This is a genomic window from Gordonia sp. KTR9, from assembly GCF_000143885.2.
In the GTDB taxonomy this organism is placed as follows: Bacteria; Actinomycetota; Actinomycetes; order Mycobacteriales; family Mycobacteriaceae; genus Gordonia.
Genome location: NC_018581.1, coordinates 1,998,028 through 2,020,638 on the forward strand (window position 1 = coordinate 1,998,028; position 22,611 = coordinate 2,020,638).

Sequence of the window (22,611 nt, forward strand, 5' to 3'; positions counted from 1 at the left end):
CAGTCTGCCCTGTCGCGCATCGCGGCGACAGTAAAGATTTCCCTCGTATCGCCGTAGGCACGGGTGGCCATAACTTCGGTGTCAGCCCTCGAAATCCAGGCGTCATCTCAGTCCGCCAGCCCAAGGAAACGCAATGACCATCAGAGAATCCGCGGTGACGACGCCGTCGTCGACGCCGGCCGCCCCCGAACGGCGAATCGACCTCAGCCGCATGTCGAGAAGGGCATGGATCGTCACCGGCATGCTCGTGCTGTTCCAGATCATCGCCTTCGCCGACAAGGCGGTGCTCGGTCTGGTCTCGGCCGACGCCATGCCCGAACTCGGTTTGACCCCAACCGAATTCGGTTTCATCGGCAGTGCCTTCTTCTTCCTGTACGCGGTCGTCTCGGTCATCACCGGATTCCTGGCATCGAAGATCTCGGTGAAGTGGATCCTGTTCGCGATGGGCGTCACCTGGGCGGTCCTGCAGTTCCCGATGCTTCTCGGCGGCGGTGCGGCGGTTCTCCTGGTGACCCGGATCGTGCTCGGCGGTGCCGAGGGTCCGGCCACCGCGATGTCGCTCACCTCCGCACACACCTGGTTCTCGCCGACGCGACGCGCGCTGCCGTCGAACCTCATCGCCGCCGGATCCACCCTGGGTCCGGTCTTCGCGGCACCGCTGCTGGCCTGGGTCATCGCCGTGTGGGGTTGGCGCTGGGCGTTCGGTGTGCTCGGCATCATCGGCCTGGTGTGGGTGATCGCCTGGTTCGCGATCGGTGCCGACGGTCCCTACCGGCCCAAGAAGGCAGCGTCGCCGGACGAGACGGCGGCCGACGCCGGCGAGCGGGTGACCGGTACCAAGGAGGTGGCGACCTCCGCGGTCGACGAGCAGAAGCCGGTCGTGATCTGGCGTGCGCTGCTGAGTCTGGCATTCTTGTCCGCCGTGATCGGCGGGGCGTCGAACTTCTGGGTGCAGGGCTTCCTGACGACCTGGCTGCCTCAGTACCTGGGCACCGTCGTCGGGCTCTCGCTCGGCGAGGTCGGTGCGATGACGACCGTGCCGTGGGTGGTCGGAGCCCTCGTCCTGCTCGGACTGGGCGCGCTCGGGCACCGGATGATGCATCGGGGGAGTTCGGCCCATCTGGCGATCGCCGTTCCGTTCGGGTGTGCCGCGGTGCTGGCCGGATTGTGCTTCATCGCGATCCAGGCGACGTCGGGGATCACCGCGGTGGCACTGCTGTGCCTGGCCGGCGGATGCAGTCTGGCGTTCCCGATGACCGCCACGGCGATCGGCTACGCGGTCGGCGCCCGGCAGCGGCCCATCCTGATGGCGACCCTCGGCGGTGTGGCGTCGTTCGGCGCGGTCATCTCGCCGATTCTCGTCGGATGGCTCATGACCGACGCCGGATACGTGTCGCCGCCGAAGGGCGAGAAGCCCAGCGCGGAGATGGCCGGGAACATGGCCGACGGCGTGCACCAGGCCTTCACCATCACCGGAATCGTCCTCCTCGTCGGCGGCGCGCTCTGTATCGCCTTCCTCCGCCCGGAACGACTCGGTGCCACTTTGCAGAAGCGCTACGTCAAGGAGCCGGCCGAGGCCCCCGCCGCCTGACCCTGCCCGACGACCCGACACAGGAGAAGTCATGTCCGACAACGTACTCAGTGCCATCGACCCAGGCATCTTCCGAAATGTGATGGGGCACTATCCGACCGGTGTGGTGGTGGTGACCGGACGTGGAGACGACGGATCGGTGCTGGCCATGGTCGTCGGAACCTTCAGCTCGGTGTCGATGGACCCGCCGCTGGTGTCCTTCATGCCGATGAAGACCTCGCGCACCTTCGAGAAGATGCGGGACTGCGAGTCGCTGTGCATCAACATTCTCGGGGGTGAGCAGGAAGACGTCGTCCTCACGATCGCGCAGCGGTGGGAGAACAAGCTCGACGGCATCGACTGGTTCCCGTCACCGTCGGGCGATCCGGTCCTGGCCGACTCGGTGGCCTGGATCGACACCCGCATCCGGAACGTCGTCGAGGCAGGCGATCACTGGATCGCGCTCTGCGAGGTGCGGGATCTGGCGGTGACCAACCCCGTGTCTCCGCTGATCTTCTTCCAGGGCGGCTATGGCAGTTTCGTGTCGACGTCGCTGATGGCCCGGATGGACCACGAGATCCTGCCGACGATCCACGCCGCGCACGCGGCGCGTCCCCAGGTCGAGGCGCTGGCCACGTCCGCGCGGTGCGAGGTGTCCGTGCTCACCGCCGTCAGTCGCGACGAGATGGCGGTGGTCCTGTCGGCCACCGCGCCGGGCGTCGACCGCGAGGAGGGCCTGGCCTACCGCATCCCGATGGTGCCGCCGATCGGCGACACGTACGTGTTCGACCAGGACGGCGACACCCGCGAGAGGTGGCTGGCCAAACTGCGAGACGCCGACGACGAGGTGCGACAGGTGCATCGCGACCGGCTCGACTTCGTACGGCAGCACGGATATCTCGTGTCCTTCTTGCCCGATGCGGGCTCGACCGCGTACGAGGAGATGCGGGCGGCGACGAAATCCTATGAGCGGGGCAGGTTGACGCCGTCACAGGAACGCGAGATCTGCGAATCCATCGGGAAGTCGCCGATCGACTACCGCCTGCGCGACGTGCGAAGCGATCAGACCTACGACGTCGGCTCCATCGTGTTGCCGATCCGGGACGCACGCGGCGGTTACTCGATGACGCTTCGGTTGTCACAGCTGCCACTGGGCGTGACCGGAGCCCAGGTGCAGGCGTGGATCGAGCAGGCCCGCGCGGTGGTGGAGGTGCTCGGGCGATGACCGATGTGCAGGTCGACGCCAGGATCGCCACTCTGGTGGCCCGCATCGAGACGCTGGAGGCCGAAGCCGACATCCGGCGGATTCAGGCTCGGTACATGTTCCTGTGTGACACCCCGTGTCCCGAGCCCGGTGTCGCCGACGACGCCGAGCGCATCGAGCTCATCCTCGACCTCTACACCGACGACGCGCTGTGGGAGGGCGTCGGCGAGTACTACGACGGTCAGTTCGGGCGCGCGGAGGGCAAGCAGGCGATCCGCGAACATTTTCAGCGCTTCTGGGGTGAGAAGCGTGACCCCGCACTGTTGCTCAACGCGCACTACCTCACCTCGGAGCAGATCCACGTCGACGGCGAAGACGCGGAGGGGCAGTGGATTCACATGCAGCCCTGGCTGTTCGGAGACGGAACGGCGCTCCTGCGATCGAGTCGACTGAACAACGCGTTCCGTAGAAGCGACGGGCGCTGGCGGATCACCCGCACGCGTACCGAGAACGTCTTCATCGCACCGTTGCCGACGGGATTCGCGGAGAGCTACCCGTCGGCGTCGGTGTTGATGGGCTGAGGCGTACGGGGATGGGCGTACGGGGGATGCCACGGCAACCGGTGCGCGTGCTCATGCGCACCGGTTGACCCGGTCCGTCCCTAGAAGGGTGGCGGGTTGGCGTCGTTCCAGCGTTTCTCGGCGCGCTGTTGGCGTCGGAAGTCGTTGGTGCGCATCTGGTTCAGTGTGTCGCGTGCCGGGTGATCGGGAGGCCGGCCGGGAGCGAGCCGGTTGAACAGGTCGCGTCCGTTGTAGGCGTTGCCGACGAACATGTGGCCGGTGGGTGTGGTGAACCAGGCCGTCAGGAACTCGTCCTGGTGGTCCTGCCAGCTGGTGAAGGTCTTGATCCGGTGGTGAAAAACCGGCACAGCGGTTTGAGGTTGCGCGCTTCGGTGCGGCCACCGCGACGTGGGTCGGTGTGGTCGAACGGATCGGTGTGGTCGAGGTCGATCTGCCACACCGGGGCGTTGCAGCCCGGGAAGGTGCAGCACAACTCGCCCGCACGCACCAGCGCCTGGAGCTTTCTCGACGGGGTGTACCGGGTCACTGAACTGTTCGCGGCGGGTCCCGGTGGCGCGTCGGGGTCGGCGGGGGTGGGCTGGATGTAGGTGCGTCGGGCTTCGGCGAGCAGCCGGCGGGCGGTGTCGGCGTCGATGATGCCGTGCCGGTCGAGGAACGCGGGGTCGTCATCGAGGCCGATCAGCGTCGACAGGTTGACCACGATGTGGAAGGTCGCGCGCGGAGCGTGCGACGGCGACGACGAAGCGGCCGACTCGTGCGGCTCGGCGACGATCGCGTCGACGGCTGGTGCGTCGGCGGGAGTGTCGGTGTCGCCCCTGGTTTCGTCGAGCTCCTGTCCCGCAGTGGTGTCGGGTTCGGCTGCGGCAGCGTCGCAGTCGGCGCAGCGGCATGTCAGGGCGACTTCGCCGCGGGCGAGTGCTTTGAGGGCGTCGGCGCGTCGCATGGGCAGGGTGCGCGGGTCCCCGGGGTGCACCGCTGCGGCCATCGCGGATAGGCGGGCGTTGAATTCGGCGGCGTCGGCGTCGGGCAAGGTACCCGAGATCCGGGATTGGCCGGGGGTGAACCGATCCGGGGTGATCGACACGTTGCGGTCGGCGGTCACCCGCTCTTTGCGTCGCCGGAGCGCGTCGGGTGCCCACGCGGCGACGATGGCGTCGACCATGGCGGTGAAGCGTGCTGTGGACATGGGTGCGCGGGCGAAGATGGCCTCGGCGAGGTGGGCGTCGACGGTCTGCATCTCGTCGGCGTCGGTGATCAGGTCGGTGCGTTTGAGTGCGATGAGGAAGCGGCGCTTGTCGATTCGTCCGCAGGCCAGGGCGTGGCCGGTGAAGGACAGTCGGTAGCGCAGGGCGTCACCGGCCATGATGAGGTCTTTGGCCTCGGCCGGGGTCACCGTGAGGGTGGCGCCGACTTCGGCGATGGCCTGCTCGAGCCCGTCGGGCCCGAACTGTTCGTAGGGGTCCTCACCGGCGGCCACCCGCGCCGACAGCGCGTCGAACGCTTCGAGGGAGTCGAGTTCACCGCTGTGCACCTCGGCGCGTCGCTGCGCGTAGTCCATCGCACGTTCGTCGTGAATGAGGCTGGCCACGGTCATCATCCGATGCGCCGCCGAAGCAGCCAGTCCCGCACAATGATTCAGGACCTCGACGAGTTCGGCGGCAGAAAGTTCATCGTCAGGGCTAAGGCGCGGTTCAACGGAGTCCGGTGACGAAGCCACCGAACCCTGGGAATCGACCCCCGCCCCTGCGCCATGTTCCCAGTGTACTCGAACATATGTTCGAGTCAAGGGTTTTGTCTTCTTCGACGGTCTGCACAGGTAACCATGACGCACCGACAGATTATGCGCGTCATCGTGTGCTGGTTCTGCGAGACTCAGCCGATCCCGCGCGAGAACGGTTGCTCGACAGCCAGATCGAGCGCACCCTCCGCGAATCGCGACACCGGCCCGATCGCGGCGTCGAGCGCCTCGTCGTAACCGTCGCGTGCCTCGCCCCAGAGCCGGCCGGACGAACCGTCCGACGTGAGCCCGATCAGCGCGATGAGCTCCCCGGTGGTCGGGATGCAGATCGCCCAGACGAATCGGGTCTCGGACTCCCAATCACGCTCTGCCGCGGCGACGTACGCGGTGGGGTCGTCGACCTGGAGAAGAGACAACGCCGGGACGTCGGTGATCCGCTCGTCCGCACGAAGCGCACGCAGATACCACGTCCCGGCGTTGATCTCGACTGGTTGCATTGTCCTGGTGCCGCGTTGACCCTTCGTGACGCCCCTCCGCAAGCTTCGGGGCTCCTCAGGGAGCAGGGGAGGCTTGCGAGCTTCGCGGCCCTTCGAGGCTCGTCGCTTGCGCTCCTCGCACCTCAGGGAGCAGGAGCGGGCTCGCTACTCAGGGAACAGGGGCTACTTCAGCTCGAGCAGTACCGTGCCCTGGGTGACCGCGGCGCCGGCCTCGATGGTGAGGCCGGTGACGACGCCGTCCTTGTGGGCGGTGACCGGGTTCTCCATCTTCATGGCCTCGAGCACGACGACCAGATCGCCGGCGGCGACTTCCTGGCCCTCTTCGACGGCAACCTTGACGACGGTGCCCTGCATGGGAGCGGCCACGGCGTCACCGGAGACGGCTGCGCCGCCACCCTTCTTGCGCGACCGTGCCTTCGGCTTCTTGCGGACGACGCCGTTGGCCGATCCGCCACCGCCGCCGAGCGCGAGATCGCCGGGCAGCGACACCTCGACGCGACGGCCGCCGACCTCGACGACGACGTTCTGCCGCGGCGCGGCCTCGTCCTCTTCGATGGGCTCGCCACCGGTGTACGGCTCGATCGGGTTCTCCCAATCGGTCTCGATCCACTTGGTGTAGACGTCGAACTTCTCACCGTCGCCGATGAAGGCGGGGTTGGAGACGATGTGCCGATGGAACGGGATGACCGTTGCCAGGCCCTCGACCTGGAACTCGGCGAGTGCGCGCCGCGAACGTTCGAGAGCCTGCTCGCGGGTCTCGCCGGTGACGATCAGCTTGGCCAGCATCGAGTCGAACTGTCCGCCGATGACGTCGCCCTCGACGACACCGGAGTCGACGCGCACGCCGGGGCCGGTCGGCTCCTTGTAGACCGAGATCGGTCCGGGGGCGGGCAGGAAGTTGCGGCCCGCGTCCTCGCCGTTGATCCGGAACTCGAAGGCGTGACCGCGCGGCGTCGGGTCCTCGGTGAACTCCAGCTTCTCGCCGTTGGCGATGCGGAACTGCTGACGCACGAGGTCGATGCCCGCGGTCTCCTCGGTGACCGGGTGCTCGACCTGCAGGCGGGTGTTGACCTCGAGGAACGAGACCAGTCCGTCGCTGCCGACCAGGAACTCGACGGTGCCGGCGCCGTAGTAACCGGCCTCGCGGCAGATGGCCTTGGCCGACTCGTGGATCTTGGTGCGCTGCTCGGCGGTGAGGAACGGCGCGGGCGCCTCCTCGACCAGCTTCTGGAAGCGACGCTGCAGCGAGCAGTCGCGAGTGCCGGCGACGATGACGTTGCCGTGCTGGTCGGCGATGACCTGGGCCTCCACGTGGCGCGCCTTGTCCAGGTAGCGCTCGACGAAGCACTCGCCGCGACCGAACGCCGCAACGGCCTCGCGGGTGGCCGACTCGAACAGGTGCGGGATCTCCTCGATGGTGTACGCGACCTTCATGCCGCGTCCGCCGCCGCCGAATGCCGCCTTGATGGCGACCGGCACGCCGTGCTCCTTGGCGAACGCGACGACCTCGTCGGCGTTCTTCACCGGGTCCTTGGTGCCAGGGGCCATCGGGGCGTCGGCCTTGAGTGCGATGTGACGCGCGGTGACCTTGTCGCCCAGGTCGCGGATCGACTGCGGTGACGGACCGATCCAGATGAGCCCGGCGTCGATGACGGCCTGCGCGAAGTCGCCGTTCTCCGACAGGAAGCCGTAGCCGGGATGGATCGCGTCCGCACCGGACTTCTTGGCTGCGTCGAGGATCTTGTCGAAGACCAGGTACGACTCCGCCGAGGTCTGCCCGCCCAGTGCGAAAGCCTCGTCGGCGAGCTTGACGAACAGCGCGTTCGCGTCGGGCTCGGCGTAGACGGCGACGCTCGCGATGCCTGCATCCCGGGCGGCGCGGATCACGCGGACAGCGATCTCGCCGCGGTTGGCGATGAGGACCTTGCTGATTGCGGACGGGGTGTTCGCAGAGGTACTGGGCACTTGTTCTCCTGGGCCTTACTCGTACTCGGTGCTCACGACGCGGTAGCGCACGCGACACGGTTGTCGGACGTCGGTCAAGTCTGGTGGTACGCCGTCACCGGCCGGGATGCGGACGGCGAGGGCGCTGCGACACCTTCGAGGTGCAGGTGTCGCGACCTTCCGGGCAATACCCTAGCCCACCGAGCAATCGTTCGGTGGAGCCCTGGGTCACAACGCCGGAGAGAATGTGCTCGCATCACCGAGGCTGCGGATCAGTTGGGCGAAACCGTGCAGGTAGGCATGGACAGGACCAGCGGAAGCGTCGATGTCGGGACGGGGATCGCGTTGGTCGCCCGGGTCGGTAAATGTGATGATTCCCTCATGTTGGGCCTCCAGCACGTTCCCGGACGGCGGGTGCGCGGCAGCCGTGCTGCCCGCCAGGACGCCCCGGTCGGGGACGTCGGTCGCCGAGGATTCGACGCCGAGATCGTGCAGCGGCGACTCCCAGGGGAATCGGGCGGAGTACCGCAGCCCCGACGGCGTTCGGTTGATCCAGATGTACACCTCGTCGGGCGAGTAGCTGTGACTCCGGATCACTTTCGCGCGCCCCGCGTCGGCGGCACCCGCCCCCGGTGCGTAGCGGGTGTCGATGAACGAGATCACGAAGCGGGGTCCACCCTCGTGACCGATCAGGTCCGCCACCCGTAGGAAGGGCAGCGAGGCGCCCTGGCGTCCGCGTTTGAGCGCGGCGGTCGACCGGGCGACGGTCTGATCGAACGTCGGTGAGTCGGACATGTCCACACAGAACGGGGCGACCCCCACGAACCAGCCGAGTGAGGTCAGCCAGCGGGCATCGTCGCGGGTGTGCCGCGGCAGCACACAGCGGAACTTCCGATCACCGGTCAGCTCGTGGTGGACCACCGCGAAGGCCGCGAGCACCCCGGCGGTCAGTGTCCCGCCGGCCTCGGAGCAGATCGCGGTGAACCGATTGGCCGTCGCGTCGTCGGCGATCACACCCCACAGCGACTCCTGAGGCTGCGAGGCGTCGTCGACGGGATCGTCGGCGGTCGGCGCCGTGGGCGCGGTCGTGTGCAGACCGGGCATGTCTCCGTTCCCGGCAGCCAGGAACTCCGACCACAGGCCGACGGCCGGGTGGTCGCTGCCGGTCTGGTCGGCGTCCCGGCGTTCCTCTGCGCTGAAGTCGACATAGCTGCCTACCTCGGGCAGGTTCGCGCCGCGGTGCTCTCGTGCCGCCCGGTACATCGACACCAGCTCCTGCTGCGCCATGATCAACGAGTACCCGTCCACCAACGAGTGGTCGGCGGCGAAGAGCAGGGTGAACGACCGTTCGCGACCGACCGTCGCGAACCGATACGCCGGCCAGTGCAGCGGCGCGGTCGCACGATCGAACGACCCGGCCAGCTGCTCGACGAGGGGACCGGATTCGGAGTACCAGCCGACCCGGCCCATCTTGAGTTTCACCGTGCCGGGCGCGGTGGTGAGTCGCTGCAGACCGGATCCCTTGATCACCACGTGACTCCGCAGCACCTCGTGCCGGTCGATCCACTGGGTCAGCACCGACCGGATCGCCGGGATCGACAGCGGCTCGTCGAACTCGATGCTCAACCCGAGCCATGCCTCGCGTCCACCCTCGCGACGGGTGCGGACCCGGTAGTCGAACGCGGAGCGGAGATGCTGCTCGTGGTTGTGCGAGGTCAGACGAGAGTCGAAGTCCCAGTTGCCCAGCCCACCCGGCACATACGGCGTCCACTCGACGAGACCGCCGGGAGCGATGGGTTCGTCGCGGATCTGGATGAACTTCATGCCCCGGACAGGTCGGGGACCTGGGCGCGAACCTGGGCCTTGATCCGGCCCAGCATGCCCGCCATACCTCTCAGACGCAGCGGACTCACCGCGCTCCCGAGTCCGAGGTCGTAGTAGAAATCCGATGGCACGCCGAGGATCTCGCGCGCTGACGCGGTGTCGAGCCCCTGGTGCAGGATCGCCGCGAAACCGCGCGTCGTCGGCGCCTCGCGCGGAGCGCTGAAGTACAACCGCACCGACGACTGGTCGCCGGCGTCGACCGACAGGAACACCGGGGACTGGCACTCGGGTACCGGTTCCATCGCATCCTGCTCGAGATGCGCCGGCAGGTCCGGCAATTCGCCGGCGAACTCGAGCAGGAGCGTGATCTTGTCGGAATCGCCGAGGGCGCCGAAGTCGTCGACGATCTCGGCCAGGGCTGGGGGCAGACTCATCGTGCGGTCGGGCTCACTCGGTGCCGGGGGCGGCGCCCGGCTCGTCGCCGACGGCGATCGGGACCCGCACGGCGTTGCCCCACTCGGTCCACGAGCCGTCATAGTTGCGGACCGCGGTGTGTCCCAGCAGGTGTGTCAGCACGAACCAGGTGTGGCTCGACCGTTCGCCGATGCGGCAGTAGGCGATCGTGGGTGTCTGCGGATCGAGATCCGCATAGATCTCGTCGAGCTCGGCGCGACTGCGGAAACGGCCGTCGGGCGCCGCGGACTTCGCCCACGGGATCGAGATGGCGGTGGGGATGTGCCCGCCGCGCAACGCGCCCTCCTCCGGGTAGTCCGGCATGTGGGTGCGCTCGCCGGTGTACTCCTGCGGCGAGCGGACGTCGACCAGCGGCTCGGTGCCCAGAGCCTCCAGGACCTGGGGTGCGAACGCGCGGATCTTGGCGTCGTCGCGCTCGACGACCGGGTAGTCCGACCGGGGGTAGTCGGGGACGTCGAAGGAGGTGTCGCGGTCCTCGGCCATCCAGGCATCGCGCCCGCCGTCGAGGAGGCGCACGTCCTCGTGACCGAACAAGGTGAACACCCACAGCGCGTAGGCGGCCCACCAGTTGCTCTTGTCGCCGTAGATGACGACGGTGTCGTCCCGCTCGATTCCCTTGCTGCGCATCAACTCCGCGAACTGCTCGCCGTTGATGTAGTCACGCGTGACCGGATCGTTGAGGTGCAGATGCCAGTCGATCTTCTGGGCCGTCGGGATGTGGCCGATGTCGTAGAGCAACACATCCTCGTCGGACTCGATGATCTTGAGTCCCTTGGCGCCGAGATGCGCCGACAGCCACTGTGTCGTCACCAGCCGTTCGGGGTGGGCGTATTCGGCGAAGGCCGGATTCGGGTCGGTGTCAACGCTCACGGTGCTCTCCAGCTCGCTGTTCGGACGTTCCGCGTGGATCACGCGCGGACCATCTGCGGTCCCGCTGATAAAGCGTAGGGCATCGGCCGGAGCGTGCTTCGATCAGACGACAAACCGCAGGTGAAACGGGTCATCGCCTGCTAGGTTCGCCGAATGATCGATCGACGCGGCCCCCTCGCGATGCGGTGGGCGGTCTCCTTGGCCGTCGTGGCGGCACTGACCGTCGGGAGCGGATGCTCGCTGATCCCGTCCGACGATTCGGGGCAGGCTCCCGCCTCGTCCGCGTCGACGAGCGCCACGCCGAGCCCGACGCAGTCGCGCTCGCCGGACACCTCCGGATCGGATTCCGCCGGACCGGGCGACCCGGCCCAGTGCCGCCCCGACGACTGCCCGAAGCTGCCGACGCCGACCGCGGAACTCATGACGAGCGGGGTGAACCCGGCCAACGTCGACACCGCGGTCCCCGAGTACCTCACGACCCTCCTCGACGACCTCGACCAGACATGGGGCGGTTGGTTCGACGAACTCGGCTGGGGCGATCCAGCACCCGGCCGGGTCCTCATCGAATCCGGCACCTCGTTCACCACCGAATGCATTGTCGGTGACGAGGATTCGAGTCCGGTACCGATTCCCTCCGACGAGGCGAACGCGTTCTTCTGCGGTGTGGACACCGAACCCAACGGCCAGGGCACCCCGACCGAGGGAAGCGTCGTCCTGCCGGTCGAGACCTTCGCGGCGATCTGGGACGGCAACGTCTTCGGGGTGCCGTCGCCGATCGTCGGGGACTTCACCGCGGCGATCGTGGTCGCGCACGAGTACGGCCACAACATCGTGTTCCGGATGGCCGAGGCCTTCGACATCCCGGACAGTCGACTCCCGGCAGGCAAGAACAGCGAACTGATCGCCGACTGCCTGGCCGCGAACTGGGGTGCGACCGCCTATCAGCGGGATGCGCTCGGCGCCAAGGAGGTCCTGCAGGTCGCAAGTCTGCTGCCGATCATCGGCGACACCGGCGGCGCCTCCGGGCACGGATCGGCACGCGAACGCGCGGTGGCCCTGACGGTGGGGCTCACCGGCCCGCAGTTCAACCGCCAGGGACAGCCCGTGGACTGCATCGAGAGGTACTGGCCGGAGTTCTTCGAGGTGGAGTGACGGTCAGTGCTGCCAGAAGTCGGTGACCGACAGGCCCACGTCTCGCAAGAGGGTTCGGACCAGCGGCAGGCCGATGCCGATGACCGACGACGGGTCGCCCTCGATGCGTTCGACCAGCCAGCCGCCGAGGCCGTCGAGCGTGAAGGCGCCGGCGACCTGCAGCGGTTCGCCGCTGGCGACGTACCGGTGGATCACGTCGTCGTCCGCATCGGCGAAATGGATGGTCGTGGAGCTGGTGCCGCCGGCGGTGTCGGGGAGGTCCAACCGGATCAGGTGGTGTCCGGTCAGCAGGGCCGCGCTACGGCCGCGCATGTCCGACCACTGCGCGACAGCGCGTTCGGGTGTGTGCGGCTTGCCCAGGAGCTGATCGCCCAGATGGAGCATCGAGTCACAGCCGATGACCGCCACCGGGTTGCCGGAGCCGGCGAGCTCGGCGATCTCCGGAAGTGCCGCGACGGCCTCTGCCTTGGCCCGGGCCAGTTCGGCGACGACCACGTCTGCCGGCGTGGAGTCGGGGAGCGAGGCGAGGAGCGCATCCTCGTCGACGTCCGACACACGCACGACCGGCTCGACACCCGCCGCCCGCAGGATGCGGAGCCGAGCGGGGGAGGCCGAGCCGAGGACGAAGATCGGGCCGGAGGAACCCGGCCCGATCTCAGATGGAGGCGTCACAGTCAGTAGCGCAGGTTGGTGAAACTCCCCGGACCGCCCCACTGAGGACGCAGCCGGTCGATCGGCCGGCCCCAGTCGTTGCGCGTCGAGGGCTCGGAGTCACCGCCGCCCGAGCCGGCACCGGCGAGGACGGTCACCAGCACCGCGAGGTCCTCGTCGGTCGGATTGCCGCCGACGACGGTGAGGAACGGACGCTCGGACTTCGAGTCTTCGCTCACGGGATTCTCGCTCTCGGGATTACCGGCTGATGTCACAGGGGGATGTTGCCGTGCTTCTTGGGCGGCAGGTTGACCATCTTGCGCTCGAGCAGCTTGAGTGCGGTGGCGATCTGGCCGCGGGTGTGGCTCGGCGGGATCACGGCGTCGACGTATCCGCGGGCGGCCGCGACATACGGATTGACCAGCGTGTCCTCGTACTCCTCCTGCAGCTGCAGGCGCAGCGCGTCGACGTCCTCGCCCTTGGCGGCGGCGTCCTTGAGCTGGCTGCGGTAGACGAACCCGACCGCACCGGAGGCGCCCATGACCGCGATCTGGGCGGTCGGCCACGCGAGGTTGACGTCGGCACCCATGTGCTTGGAGCCCATGACGTCGTACGCGCCGCCGTAGGCCTTGCGGGTGATGACCGTGATCTTGCCGACCGTCGCCTCGCCGTAGGCGTAGAGCAGCTTGGCGCCGCGTCGGATGATGCCCCGGTACTCCTGGTCGGTTCCGGGCAGGAAGCCGGGGACGTCGACCAGGGTGACGATCGGGATGTTGAAGGCGTCGCAGGTCCGGACGAACCGCGCGGCCTTCTCCGAGGCGTCGATGTCGAGGCAGCCGGCGAACTGGGTCGGCTGATTGGCGACGATGCCGACGCTGCGGCCGTCGACGCGCCCGTAGCCGACGATGATGTTGGTCGCGTACTCGGCCTGGACCTCGAGGAACTCGTCGTCGTCGAGGATGCGACGGATGACCTCGTGCATGTCGTAGGGCTGGTTCGGCGAATCCGGGATCAGGGTGTCGAGCTCGAGATCCTCTTCGGTGAGGGTGTCCTCGATGGAACCGGCGGCAGGCTGCGCGACCGGCAGACGCGGCGCGTCGGCGCGGTTGTTGCTCGGCAGGTAGCTCAGGAGTTCCTTGACGTACTCCAGGGCGTCCTCTTCGTCGGAGGCGACGTAGTGCGCGGTGCCCGACTTCGACATGTGCGTGTGCGCACCGCCGAGCTCCTCCATGGTCACCTCTTCGCCGGTGACCGTCTTGATGACGTCCGGACCCGTGATGAACATCTGGCTGGTCTTGTCGACCATGACCACGAAGTCGGTGAGTGCGGGGGAGTACACATGACCGCCGGCCGCGGCGCCCATGATCAGCGAGATCTGCGGGATGACGCCGGACGCGCGCACGTTGCGGTGGAAGATCTCGCCGTACAGACCCAGGGAGACCACGCCCTCCTGGATTCGGGCACCGGCGCCGTCGTTGATGCCGATCAGCGGCCGACCGGTCTTGATCGCGAGATCCATGACCTTGACGATCTTCTCGCCGTAGACCTCGCCGAGGCTGCCGCCGAAGACGGTGGAATCCTGCGAGAAGACGCAGACCTCGCGGCCGTCGATGGTGCCGTAACCCGAGACGACACCGTCGCCGAGCGGGCGGCGTTCGGCGAGCCCGAAGTTGGTGCTGCGGTGCCGGGCGAGGGCGTCGAGCTCGACGAACGATCCATCGTCGAGCAGGTGCGTGATGCGCTCCCGCGCGGTCAGCTTGCCCTTCGCGTGGGTCTTCTCGACGGCGGCCTCACCCACCGGGTGCTTCGTCTCGTCGAGACGATTGCGCAGATCGGCGAGCTTTCCCGCCGTGGTGTGGATGTCGGGAGCGGCGGCGTCGTCGCGCGAAGCAGTGGTCATGACTGACGATGCTAACTACCCAGGTGTGAGCCAAGTCAACCGGATCAACGTGAGATATCCCTCAGGTTTCCGAGCGATCGGTCGGTGCGGTGGCCGCATCTCGTCGAAACAGGCGGTACCCGACCGTGTCACCGCGGCGGACAGTAGGTTCGTTGTCCATGACTCTCGACGCAGATCTGCTCCGCACCCGTCTCGCCGGCACCCGCTGGGACCGGATCGAGGTGGTCGAGTCGACCGGCTCGACGAACGCCGACCTGGTGTCGCGGGCAGCCACCGAGAGCATCGGCGGCACCGTGCGGATCACCACCGACCAGACCGCCGGGCGCGGTCGCCACGCCCGGACGTGGACGGCGCCAGCCGGGACGCAGCTGGCCATGTCGGCGGCGATCGACGTCGCCGACCACACCGAGGACCTGGGCTGGCTGTCGCTGCTGGCAGGTCTCGCCGCGGTGCAGGGCGTCGACGAGGCGGTGGGAGTGCGTCCGACGCTCAAGTGGCCGAACGACGTCCTGATCGACGGCAAGAAGGTCGCCGGGATCCTCTCCGAGTACACCCGTTCCGAGCACGCCCCGTCCGGGCCGGGAGGAGTGGCGGTGATCGGCACCGGACTCAACACCACGATGGCGGCGGATCAGCTGCCGGTCCCGACCGCGACCTCGCTCCGGCTGGCGACCGGCCGCGAGGTACCGCTGACCGAGCTCGCCGCGTCGTACCTGCGGGCCCTGTCGGACCTGCTCGACCTCTGGCCGCACGATCTGGACGGGCTGGCAGCGCGGTACCGCGACAGCAGCGACACCATCGGCCGCAGTGTGCGGCTGGTCCTGCCCGGCGATCGTGAGGTCATCGGCACCGCGACCGGTGTCGACCACTCCGGCCGGATCATCGTCGACGCCGACGGTCAGCAGGTGGTCGCCGCCGCGGGCGACGTCACCCATCTTCGGCCGGAGTGACTTCGACTCGGCTCGTCGACCTCGACGCGCTCCTTCGTCGCTTGCTCGGCCCGACGGCTGCGCTCCTCGCCGGCTCAGCCGGCGGTGGACTGCAGGCTCTTGCCGGCCATGGCCGGGATGATCGTCAGCGACGGGAGACCGATCACCAGGTGCACGATCGCGGTCTCGATGCCCACCGAGATCTGGTTGTAGGTCAGGATCGGGATCAGCACCGCCGCCACGAGCAGCAGGCCGACGATCCAGCGGTAGAACTGGTCCGGGGACGGCGTGATGAGGTGCAGGACGTACCAGAGCGCACCGGCGGCGAGCGCGCACAGGAAGCCGACGACGCCGAACCAGAGTTCGCTGGCGGCCACCGGGTTCCACACGCCGAGCTTGCCCGACTCGTTCACCTTCTCGACGAACGCGGAGATGATCCAGGCCACCAGCCAGGCGGCCAGACCGGTCACCACACCGGTCATGACCACGCCGCCGGCGAACGTGACGGGGTTGATGTCCGGACCACGACGAGGTTTCGCCGGCCGGCCCTGCTCGTAGCCGCCCTGGTTGTAGCCGGCCTGGCCCGCGTACGGATCGGCCGCGTAGGGATCTCTCGCATACGGGTCGTTCTGACTGCTGTAGGCCCGTGACTCGGGGGTGTAGCCGGACTCGTAGCGCGCGGTCCGAGGGTCACGGGGATCCTGGTAGCTCATGGCGTTCTCCTCGCCGGCCGGTTCTCGAAGCCGATGGTCGGATCCGGTGTCGGTCGGATCAGGTGTGTGGGCCTGGCATGCTCAACTGCACGTCGACGGCGGTCGTCTGCGTGCAGTCTACTCAGGCCCGGCCGCGATCCGGAGGCGTCCGTGCCGCGTTTACGCGGGTGGGCCCCGGTGGGGCCGGTGCCGTTTATGCTGAGCCGCATGGCCTATCCGCGGGAGAACCTGGCACCGGGTGAGCGTGTCGTCCTCCATCGACATCCGCACTGGAAGTGCCTGTTGGGGCCGTTTCTGCTGTTCGCGATCGTGACCGCCGCCGCGGGCGTACTACTCGGCGTCATCGCCTCGTCGTCGTTGCGGTCGACACCGCAGACCGTCCTGCTCATCGTCGTCGCGGTGGTCTGGGCGGCCGGCTTCTGCTGGTACTTCATTCGCCCGTTGTTGGCCTGGAAGACAACGCATTTCGTGCTCACCGACCGACGGGTGATGTTTCGCAACGGCATCGTCACCCGGTCGGGGATCGACATCCCGATCCGTCGGATCAACACCGTCGAGTTCCGGCACGGCCTCGTCGACCGGATGCTGCGCACCGGCACCCTGGTCATCGAATCGGCATCCGACGAGCCGCTGTCCTTCGACGACATCCCGCAGGTGGAGAGGGTGCATGCGCTGCTCTACCACGAGGTGCTCGACGTGCACGACGACGAAGGTCATACGTGGGAGGGACGCCGGCGCGACTCCTATGACCAGCCCGGCGCCGGTACCGCTCCCACCGGGGACCGGTCCGATCGCGGGGGGCGTGACCGATGACCACCGTGTTGCTCGCCGAGGACGACGCCGCGATCGCCGAGCCGCTCGCGCGGGCACTGACGCGCGAGGGCTACGGCTGCGAAGTCGTCTCGACCGGCGCCGACGCCCTCGAGAAGGCCCTGGACACCCGCTACGAGTTGCTCATCCTCGACCTCGGACTCCCGGTCCTCGACGGCCTGGAGGTGTGCCGGCGGGTGCGCGCCCAACGTCCCGCGCTGGCCGTGCTGATGTTGACCGCGCGCACCGACGAGGTGGACTTCGTGGTCGGACTCGATGCCGGTGCCGACGACTACGTCGGCAAACCGTTCCGCCTGGCCGAACTGCTGGCCCGGGTGCGCGCCCTGCTGCGGCGTCGCCAGCCCGGCGACGTGGTGCTCGAGGGCGGTGCCCTGCGCCTGGACGCACGCGCGCGGCGCGTCCTGGTGAACGGGCACGATCTCACCCTCGCGAACCGGGAGTTCGACCTCCTGCGCTTCCTGATGGAACGCGCCGGTGAGGTGGTGACCCGGGAGGAGATCCTCACCGAGGTGTGGGGTTCGGCCGACCTGCGGTCGTCGAAGACCCTCGACATGCACATCTCCTGGTTGCGCCGGAAGATCGGCGACGACCGCCACGATCGTCCTCGCCACATCGTGACCGTGCGCGGCGTCGGCTTCCGCTTCGACTCGTAGCAGTCATGCGCCGTCGCCTGCTCACCACCACGATCGCCGTCCTGCTGGCGGTCGGTGGTCTGCTGGGTATCCCGCTGAGCGTCGTCGCGTGGTGGTGGGTGGCCGAGAACGCCCATCAAGACCTCGACAACCGGCTCAAGATCGTCGCCGACCAGCTGATCCGGCAGGAGGGTGCCGACGGCCGGATCCCGCCGGAATCGCTCGACCGCGACGCCTTCGAGCTGCTGCTGCCGCCGAACGGCCGCCTGACGGTCACCTTCCCCGACCCCACCGGGACCCCGCAGCGCACGGTCGTGGGTGCCGAGATCGACGGTTCACGCCTGTCGGAGTCGATCGCGCTGGGTGCCGCGGGGACACTGACCCTGTCGATACCGCGGGACGAGGTGCGCAACGACCAGTTCACCGCGGCCTCGATCGTCGCCATCATCGTCGTCGCGTCCGTCATCGGCGGCACGGTGGTCGCCGCGGTCACCGCGGGACGGATCGTCGACCCCCTCACCGACCTCGCGAACCGTGCCGCGACCATGGGCCGGGGCGATTTCCGGACGCAGTGGAAGATGTACGGCATCGCCGAACTCGACCGGGTCTCACGGGCGCTGGCCGACGCGAACGCCGAACTCGCCCTGCGTCTCGAACGCGAGCGGGAGGTCGCCGGCGACGCCTCGCACCAGCTCCGCAGCCGCCTCACCGCGATCCAGCTGCGTCTGGAGGAACTCACCCTGCACGACGATCCGGCCGTGGTCACCGAAGCCGAGGCAGCGCTCGATCAGATAGAACGGCTCGCCTGCGAGCTCGACGACCTGGTCGAGGCATCACGCGCCGACGAGCCCGCCCCGGTGTTCGTGGACGTGTCGGGCATGCTCACCACCCTGGTCGGGGACTTCCGGCAGGTCTTCGAGGCGCGGGGTCGCGAGCTGGTCGTCACCTTCGACGGCGTGCCGCATGCGTTGACCTCCAACCCGGGCCGGCTCCGGGAGGCGGTCAGCGTGCTCGTCGACAACGCGCTGCACCACGGCCGCGGGACCTGCCGGATCCACGTGGGCACACTGCCCGCGGGCGACCTGGTGCGCATCACCGTCGCGGACGAGGGCGACGGGGTGGCCGACGAGATTGCCGCCCACATCTTCCGCCGGGGCTTCTCCGGCGGCGGCCGGCCGGGTGCGGGCCGCAGCGGGGTCGGACTCTCCCTGGCCCGGGCGCTCATCGAATCCGACGGGGGACGGCTCGAACTCACCGTCCGCCGGCCCCCGGTCTTCGCGATCGTCGTGCCCGCCCGGCTGGTCACCGGACGCGAGCACTTCGGCACCGACCGCGGCGACACCGAACTCGCCGTCGGCATCGACGAGAAGTCAGGCCGGTCCGCCGACTCCGGCGTCAGGCGTGACCGAGTTCCTCATCGTTGAGTTCGGCGAGCGAGGGATGCAGGTCGGTGGACCCCGCGTCGCCTCCGCGGAGCTGCTCCTCGGGAAACGCGAACTTGCGCAGCGCCCAGAACCGGAACGCCATCTGCATCAGATTGCCGATGATGTAGCCGAGCACGAAGTCGATGATCACGATCTCGGACACGCTGAGGTTGGAGCGCATGTCGAAGACGTTGTTGGCGACGAACAGCGGTGCCGCCTGCAGGATCACGCCGATGCCGCTGATGGCGAAGAACAGCATCGCCTCGTGGTGCCGCTCGCGGCCGCCGCGGTTCTTGAACGCCCACTCGCGATTGAGTACGTAGCTCAGGATCGTGGCCAGGACGCCGGCGATGACCTTGGCGATCACCGGTTTCGTCTCGAGGACCGTGAGGCTCAGGCTGTAGAAGATCGCGAGGTCGAAGACGAAGGTAGTGCCGCCGACCATCGCGAACTTGATCAGTTCGTGGTGCCGCATCACGAGCCGACGAGCCGGCGCTGGGAGGCGGGCGATCATCTCGTCGATCAATGGCACAAGATCCGAGTGTACGAAACGACAACCGCCGGGCACTTCCTGGGCGGTTGTGCGAATGACGCCGACCACATGCCACGATGGTTCGCGTGAATCCACGCGAGCAGGTCGACGGCGCCGTGGCCCCGTCGTCGCAGGTGCCGCCGGTGCCCGACACCGGACGCGCGAACGGCGGGTCGTCGGGGATGCCGACCGTCACCATGATCGGCGGCGGCCAGCTCGCTCGGATGACCCATCAGGCGGCCATCGCCCTCGGCCAGTGCCTGCGCGTGCTGGCCGCCTCGGAGGCCGATCCGGCGGCACAGGTCAGTGCCGACATCGTCCTCGGGTCCCACGACGACCTCGATGACCTGCGCCGCGCCGCGGCCGGGTCGGTCGCCCTGACCTTCGACCACGAAGGCGTCCCGCTGGAGCATCTCCGCGCGCTCGAAGCCGAGGGCGTCGCCGTTCTCCCGCCGCCGGCCGCACTGCATTTCGCGCAGGACAAGCTCGCGATGCGTGTCCGGCTGGCCGAACTCGGCCTGCCGGTGCCCGATTTCGCCGACCTGTCCGGAGATCGCGCGGCGGCCCGCTCACGTCTGATCGAGTTCGGCGAGGCCAACGACTGGGCCATCGTCGTGAAGGCGGTGCGCGGAGGCTACGACGGACGCGGTGTGTGGCTCGTCGACGGTGCGCAGGACGCACTCGCCGTCTTCGACGACCATCCCGAGGACGCGCCGGCGCTGCTCGCCGAACAGAAGGTGCCGATGCGGCGCGAGCTCTCGGCGATGATCGCCCGGTCGCCGTTCGGCCAGGGCGGGGCGTGGCCGGTGGTCGAGACCATCCAGCGCAACGGTCAATGCGCCGTCGTCCTGGCGCCCGCACCCGGGCTCGACGACGAGGTCGCCGCCTGCGCACAGCAGATGGCGCTGCGACTGGCAGACGAGCTCGGCGTGGTCGGTGTGATGGCGATGGAACTCTTCGAGACCGTGGACGGCGAGCTGGTCGTCAACGAGCTGGCGATGCGTCCGCACAACAGCGGGCACTGGACGATGGACGGGGCGGTGACCTCGCAGTTCGAGCAGCACCTTCGCGCGGTCCTCGACTATCCGCTCGGCAGCACGGTGCCGAGCGCACCGATGACCGTGATGGCCAACATCCTCGGCGCACCGGACGCGCCGGCGATGTCGATGGACGAGCGGCTGCACCATCTGATGGCCCGGATGCCCGAGGCCAAGGTGCACCTCTACGGCAAGGGCGAGCGACCCGATCGCAAGATCGGGCATGTGAACATCGTGGGGCGCGAAGGGGATTCGCCGGAATCGGTACGCGAACGCGCCGAGCGGGCGGCCCAGTGGATGTCGCGGGCGACGTGGACCGACGGATGGGATGAACATTCATGAGTGAGACACACGGCCCGCGGGTGGGCCTGATCATGGGCAGCGATTCGGACTGGCCGACGATGAAGGCAGCCGCCGAGGCGCTCGCCGAGTTCGACGTGCCGTTCCAGGTAGGTGTCGTCTCGGCGCACCGCACGCCGCAGCGCATGCTCGACTACGCGGCCGGTGCCGCCGACCACGGCATCGAGGTGATCATCGCGGGAGCCGGTGGCGCAGCTCATCTTCCGGGTATGGTCGCCTCCGCGACGCCGTTGCCGGTGATCGGCGTGCCGGTACCGCTGCGGCACCTCGACGGACTGGATTCACTGCTGTCGATCGTGCAGATGCCCGCCGGTGTCCCGGTGGCGACCGTCTCGGTCGGTGGGGCCCGCAACGCCGGTCTGCTCGCGGTTCGTATCCTCGCGGCCGCCGACCCAGGGCTGCGCGCCCGGATGGTCGAGTTCCAGCAGGGGCTCGAGCAGATGGTCCTCGACAAGGATGCGGCACTGCAGCAGGAATTGCTGGGGGAGTAGGACTCTCGTCGCGGTCAGGCCGTCGGCTGCAGGCCGAGTTTCTCGGTGAAGAAGGCGATGACCCGGTCGTAGGCCTCTCGCGTGGGTTGTCCCGGTTCGTCGCGCAGGTCCTCGGTGAGCACTGAATGTGGCCGCGGCAGCATCGAATCCGGGTTCGCGGACTCATCGGGTAGTTCGATGCCGATGAAGGCGTCGCCGAGGAGCTCCCGCAGATGAGCGAATCGGGCCTCCGGCACGAGCCGGTCGCCTCGGAAACGAAGACCCATCACCTTCAGACCCCGCGCGCAACGCGCTTGCACCAGTGCGAGATCCGACTCGCTCACGTCGATGGCGCGGGCGCGTCCGGGTAGCACCGCGAACGGCAGTGAGGGCTGGGACAACACCGGTGCGAGCATGCGGTCGTCGGTCGCCATCGCGAGCGCGAACCCGCCGGTGAAGCACATCCCGACCGCGCCGACCCCGGGCCCGCCGCACCGGTCGTGCTCGCGGGCGGCCAGCGCTCGCAACCACGACGCGACCGGGGATGTCTTGCCGGAGGCGAGGATGGTGAACTCGCGGGTGATGCACGCCCGGGCGATGGTGGTGAGCATGTTCGTGGCCGATCCGACGACGCCGAGATTCTCCGGACGCGGGTCGCGACCGTCGACGCCGAACAACGAGGGGAGCACCGCGGTGGCCCCGGCGCCGGCGATGCGGCGACCGACGTCGGCGACCTTGGGACTGATTCCCGGCATCTCGGCGATGACGATGACCGCCGGGCCACTACCGAGGCGATGCACTCGGCGGGTCGTCCCGCACAGCGTCACGTCCTCGGCGTCGAAGTCGTCGAGTGGATCGTCGGCCATGCGATCACGCCCGGTGCAGGGTGCCGAGGAGCGCGGACTCGAACAGCCGCGCCGGGATGCGTGCACCACGCGCGATGTCCGGTGAGTCGGAGGGCACCACCCGCGGACCCGTCACCCGGTAGTGCCGGTTCTTCCGGATCAGTCCGAAGCTGCCCGCGGCCTGCACGTTCCGGACCCAATCGGTGTGCCGCCCGTAGGTGAGGATGATCGTGAGCCGGTCGCCGTCGACCCACGCGAGCACCGGGATGGAGTAGTGCCGACCGGACTTGCGGCCGACGTGCTCGACCATCGCGTACGGGGCCACGCGGGGTGCCCATTGTCGCTGGATCGGGTTCGTCACTCGCTTGTTGAGGCGGGCCACCGCGCGGGGAATTCGCATGTCCCCACTGTGCCCGATCGGCGGCGCGCCCGC

The 22,611-nt window shown here is 68.5% G+C and carries 22 protein-coding genes and 1 pseudogene; 10 read left to right on the forward strand and 13 right to left on the reverse strand.

Annotated elements, in window-relative coordinates; genetic code table 11:
- The first annotated feature begins 133 nt into the window (after positions 1-133).
- Genes KTR9_RS09885 through KTR9_RS09895 form a run of 3 tightly spaced genes read left to right on the forward strand, consistent with a single transcriptional unit; the run spans position 134 to position 3,355 of the window.
- Positions 134-1,591 carry an MFS transporter gene (locus tag KTR9_RS09885; RefSeq protein WP_014926268.1) on the forward strand — a complete coding sequence of 486 codons (1,458 nt, stop codon included), beginning with the start codon at positions 134-136 and terminating at the stop codon, positions 1,589-1,591.
- Between the two features lie 31 nt (positions 1,592-1,622).
- Positions 1,623-2,795, forward strand: coding sequence for a flavin reductase family protein (locus KTR9_RS09890; RefSeq protein ID WP_014926269.1), 1,173 nt, complete (start codon positions 1,623-1,625; stop codon positions 2,793-2,795).
- Positions 2,792-3,355: a nuclear transport factor 2 family protein gene (locus KTR9_RS09895; protein ID WP_014926270.1), complete on the forward strand. Its 564-nt coding sequence runs from the start codon at positions 2,792-2,794 to the stop codon at positions 3,353-3,355. The genes KTR9_RS09890 and KTR9_RS09895 overlap by 4 nt, the downstream gene beginning before the upstream one ends.
- Before the next feature lie 80 nt (positions 3,356-3,435).
- Here the strand turns inward: KTR9_RS09895 and KTR9_RS09900 are convergent.
- The 6 genes and pseudogenes from KTR9_RS09900 to KTR9_RS09925 form a co-directional block, all read right to left on the reverse strand.
- A pseudogene (locus KTR9_RS09900) lies at positions 3,436-5,072 on the reverse strand (DUF222 domain-containing protein).
- A 155-nt stretch (positions 5,073-5,227) separates the two neighbouring features.
- Complete coding sequence (locus KTR9_RS09905; RefSeq protein WP_014926272.1) at positions 5,228-5,590, reverse strand: hypothetical protein; 363 nt, start codon at positions 5,588-5,590, stop codon at positions 5,228-5,230.
- Positions 5,591-5,752: 162 nt separating this feature from the next.
- On the reverse strand, positions 5,753-7,555 hold the full coding sequence (locus KTR9_RS09910; protein WP_014926273.1) for an acetyl/propionyl/methylcrotonyl-CoA carboxylase subunit alpha: 1,803 nt from the start codon (positions 7,553-7,555) through the stop codon (positions 5,753-5,755).
- 207 nt (positions 7,556-7,762) lie between these two features.
- Positions 7,763-9,358: a condensation domain-containing protein gene (locus KTR9_RS09915; protein ID WP_014926274.1), complete on the reverse strand. Its 1,596-nt coding sequence runs from the start codon at positions 9,356-9,358 to the stop codon at positions 7,763-7,765.
- On the reverse strand, positions 9,355-9,792 hold the full coding sequence (locus tag KTR9_RS09920) for a SufE family protein (protein WP_014926275.1): 438 nt from the start codon (positions 9,790-9,792) through the stop codon (positions 9,355-9,357). Before KTR9_RS09920 ends, KTR9_RS09915 begins: the two co-directional genes overlap by 4 nt.
- Before the next feature lie 13 nt (positions 9,793-9,805).
- The gene (locus tag KTR9_RS09925; protein WP_014926276.1) at positions 9,806-10,702 is read right to left on the reverse strand and encodes a sulfurtransferase; all 897 of its coding nucleotides are present in this window, start codon (positions 10,700-10,702) and stop codon (positions 9,806-9,808) included.
- A gap of 153 nt (positions 10,703-10,855) precedes the next feature.
- On the opposite strand from KTR9_RS09925, the gene KTR9_RS09935 reads away from it, so the two are divergent.
- Entirely contained in the window at positions 10,856-11,854 is a 999-nt protein-coding gene (locus KTR9_RS09935; RefSeq protein ID WP_014926277.1) for a metalloprotease, read from the forward strand.
- A 3-nt stretch (positions 11,855-11,857) separates the two neighbouring features.
- Here KTR9_RS09935 and KTR9_RS09940 read toward each other — a convergent pair whose 3' ends face one another.
- The 3 genes from KTR9_RS09940 to KTR9_RS09950 are packed head-to-tail and all read right to left on the reverse strand — an operon-like array spanning position 11,858 to position 14,405.
- Complete coding sequence (locus KTR9_RS09940; protein WP_014926278.1) at positions 11,858-12,526, reverse strand: Maf family protein; 669 nt, start codon at positions 12,524-12,526, stop codon at positions 11,858-11,860.
- 2 nt (positions 12,527-12,528) lie between these two features.
- Positions 12,529-12,744 (reverse strand): acyl-CoA carboxylase subunit epsilon, encoded by a 216-nt coding sequence (locus tag KTR9_RS09945; protein WP_148281176.1) that lies wholly within the window; start codon positions 12,742-12,744, stop codon positions 12,529-12,531.
- A 32-nt stretch (positions 12,745-12,776) separates the two neighbouring features.
- Complete coding sequence (locus KTR9_RS09950; RefSeq protein ID WP_014926280.1) at positions 12,777-14,405, reverse strand: acyl-CoA carboxylase subunit beta; 1,629 nt, start codon at positions 14,403-14,405, stop codon at positions 12,777-12,779.
- Positions 14,406-14,563: 158 nt separating this feature from the next.
- Between KTR9_RS09950 and KTR9_RS09955 the strand changes: the two genes are divergently transcribed.
- Positions 14,564-15,355, forward strand: a complete 792-nt coding sequence (locus tag KTR9_RS09955; RefSeq protein ID WP_044506398.1) for a biotin--[acetyl-CoA-carboxylase] ligase — start codon at positions 14,564-14,566, stop codon at positions 15,353-15,355.
- 74 nt (positions 15,356-15,429) lie between these two features.
- On the opposite strand, the gene KTR9_RS09960 is transcribed toward KTR9_RS09955, so the two are convergent.
- The gene (locus KTR9_RS09960; RefSeq protein WP_010842899.1) at positions 15,430-16,047 is read right to left on the reverse strand and encodes a hypothetical protein; all 618 of its coding nucleotides are present in this window, start codon (positions 16,045-16,047) and stop codon (positions 15,430-15,432) included.
- A gap of 207 nt (positions 16,048-16,254) precedes the next feature.
- On the opposite strand from KTR9_RS09960, the gene KTR9_RS09965 reads away from it, so the two are divergent.
- From KTR9_RS09965 to KTR9_RS09975, 3 genes are read left to right on the forward strand one after another with little or no spacing between them, the layout of a single operon-like run.
- Positions 16,255-16,860: a PH domain-containing protein gene (locus KTR9_RS09965; RefSeq protein ID WP_238554087.1), complete on the forward strand. Its 606-nt coding sequence runs from the start codon at positions 16,255-16,257 to the stop codon at positions 16,858-16,860.
- Positions 16,857-17,531, forward strand: coding sequence for a response regulator transcription factor (locus tag KTR9_RS09970; RefSeq protein ID WP_010842901.1), 675 nt, complete (start codon positions 16,857-16,859; stop codon positions 17,529-17,531). Before KTR9_RS09965 ends, KTR9_RS09970 begins: the two co-directional genes overlap by 4 nt.
- 5 nt (positions 17,532-17,536) lie before the next feature.
- On the forward strand, positions 17,537-18,934 hold the full coding sequence (locus tag KTR9_RS09975) for a sensor histidine kinase (protein WP_010842902.1): 1,398 nt from the start codon (positions 17,537-17,539) through the stop codon (positions 18,932-18,934).
- Here the strand turns inward: KTR9_RS09975 and KTR9_RS09980 are convergent.
- Positions 18,906-19,466 (reverse strand): GtrA family protein, encoded by a 561-nt coding sequence (locus KTR9_RS09980; RefSeq protein WP_193363238.1) that lies wholly within the window; start codon positions 19,464-19,466, stop codon positions 18,906-18,908. The two genes, KTR9_RS09975 and KTR9_RS09980, sit on opposite strands and share 29 nt — an antisense overlap.
- Positions 19,467-19,543: 77 nt before the next feature.
- On the opposite strand from KTR9_RS09980, the gene KTR9_RS09985 reads away from it, so the two are divergent.
- Positions 19,544-20,845 carry a 5-(carboxyamino)imidazole ribonucleotide synthase gene (locus KTR9_RS09985; protein WP_044506400.1) on the forward strand — a complete coding sequence of 434 codons (1,302 nt, stop codon included), beginning with the start codon at positions 19,544-19,546 and terminating at the stop codon, positions 20,843-20,845.
- On the forward strand, positions 20,842-21,354 hold the full coding sequence (gene purE / locus KTR9_RS09990) for a 5-(carboxyamino)imidazole ribonucleotide mutase (protein WP_010842905.1): 513 nt from the start codon (positions 20,842-20,844) through the stop codon (positions 21,352-21,354). Before KTR9_RS09985 ends, purE begins: the two co-directional genes overlap by 4 nt.
- Positions 21,355-21,368: 14 nt before the next feature.
- On the opposite strand, the gene KTR9_RS09995 is transcribed toward purE, so the two are convergent.
- Together KTR9_RS09995 and KTR9_RS10000 are read right to left on the reverse strand one after the other, a co-directional pair.
- A complete protein-coding gene (locus tag KTR9_RS09995) occupies positions 21,369-22,199 on the reverse strand; it encodes a dienelactone hydrolase family protein (RefSeq protein ID WP_014926285.1) in 831 nt (276 codons plus the stop codon).
- 4 nt (positions 22,200-22,203) lie between these two features.
- On the reverse strand, positions 22,204-22,578 hold the full coding sequence (locus KTR9_RS10000) for a nitroreductase family deazaflavin-dependent oxidoreductase (protein ID WP_014926286.1): 375 nt from the start codon (positions 22,576-22,578) through the stop codon (positions 22,204-22,206).
- Positions 22,579-22,611 lie beyond the last annotated feature (33 nt).

Excerpts from the sequence above, each read along its gene's own strand:
- KTR9_RS09885 (WP_014926268.1), top strand. The coding sequence starts at position 134 with ATGACCATCAGAGAATCCGCGGTGACGACGCCGTCGTCGACGCCGGCC.
- KTR9_RS09890 (WP_014926269.1), top strand. The coding sequence starts at position 1,623 with ATGTCCGACAACGTACTCAGTGCCATCGACCCAGGCATCTTCCGAAAT.
- KTR9_RS09895 (WP_014926270.1), top strand. The coding sequence starts at position 2,792 with ATGACCGATGTGCAGGTCGACGCCAGGATCGCCACTCTGGTGGCCCGC.
- KTR9_RS09905 (WP_014926272.1), bottom strand. The coding sequence starts at position 5,590 with ATGCAACCAGTCGAGATCAACGCCGGGACGTGGTATCTGCGTGCGCTT.
- KTR9_RS09915 (WP_014926274.1), bottom strand. The coding sequence starts at position 9,358 with ATGAAGTTCATCCAGATCCGCGACGAACCCATCGCTCCCGGCGGTCTC.
- KTR9_RS09920 (WP_014926275.1), bottom strand. The coding sequence starts at position 9,792 with ATGAGTCTGCCCCCAGCCCTGGCCGAGATCGTCGACGACTTCGGCGCC.
- KTR9_RS09935 (WP_014926277.1), top strand. The coding sequence starts at position 10,856 with ATGATCGATCGACGCGGCCCCCTCGCGATGCGGTGGGCGGTCTCCTTG.
- KTR9_RS09950 (WP_014926280.1), bottom strand. The coding sequence starts at position 14,405 with ATGACCACTGCTTCGCGCGACGACGCCGCCGCTCCCGACATCCACACC.
- KTR9_RS09955 (WP_044506398.1), top strand. The coding sequence starts at position 14,564 with ATGACTCTCGACGCAGATCTGCTCCGCACCCGTCTCGCCGGCACCCGC.
- KTR9_RS09960 (WP_010842899.1), bottom strand. The coding sequence starts at position 16,047 with ATGAGCTACCAGGATCCCCGTGACCCTCGGACCGCGCGCTACGAGTCC.
- KTR9_RS09965 (WP_238554087.1), top strand. The coding sequence starts at position 16,255 with ATGGCCTATCCGCGGGAGAACCTGGCACCGGGTGAGCGTGTCGTCCTC.
- KTR9_RS09970 (WP_010842901.1), top strand. The coding sequence starts at position 16,857 with ATGACCACCGTGTTGCTCGCCGAGGACGACGCCGCGATCGCCGAGCCG.
- KTR9_RS09975 (WP_010842902.1), top strand. The coding sequence starts at position 17,537 with ATGCGCCGTCGCCTGCTCACCACCACGATCGCCGTCCTGCTGGCGGTC.
- KTR9_RS09985 (WP_044506400.1), top strand. The coding sequence starts at position 19,544 with ATGGTTCGCGTGAATCCACGCGAGCAGGTCGACGGCGCCGTGGCCCCG.
- purE (WP_010842905.1), top strand. The coding sequence starts at position 20,842 with ATGAGTGAGACACACGGCCCGCGGGTGGGCCTGATCATGGGCAGCGAT.
- KTR9_RS09995 (WP_014926285.1), bottom strand. The coding sequence starts at position 22,199 with ATGGCCGACGATCCACTCGACGACTTCGACGCCGAGGACGTGACGCTG.
- KTR9_RS10000 (WP_014926286.1), bottom strand. The coding sequence starts at position 22,578 with ATGCGAATTCCCCGCGCGGTGGCCCGCCTCAACAAGCGAGTGACGAAC.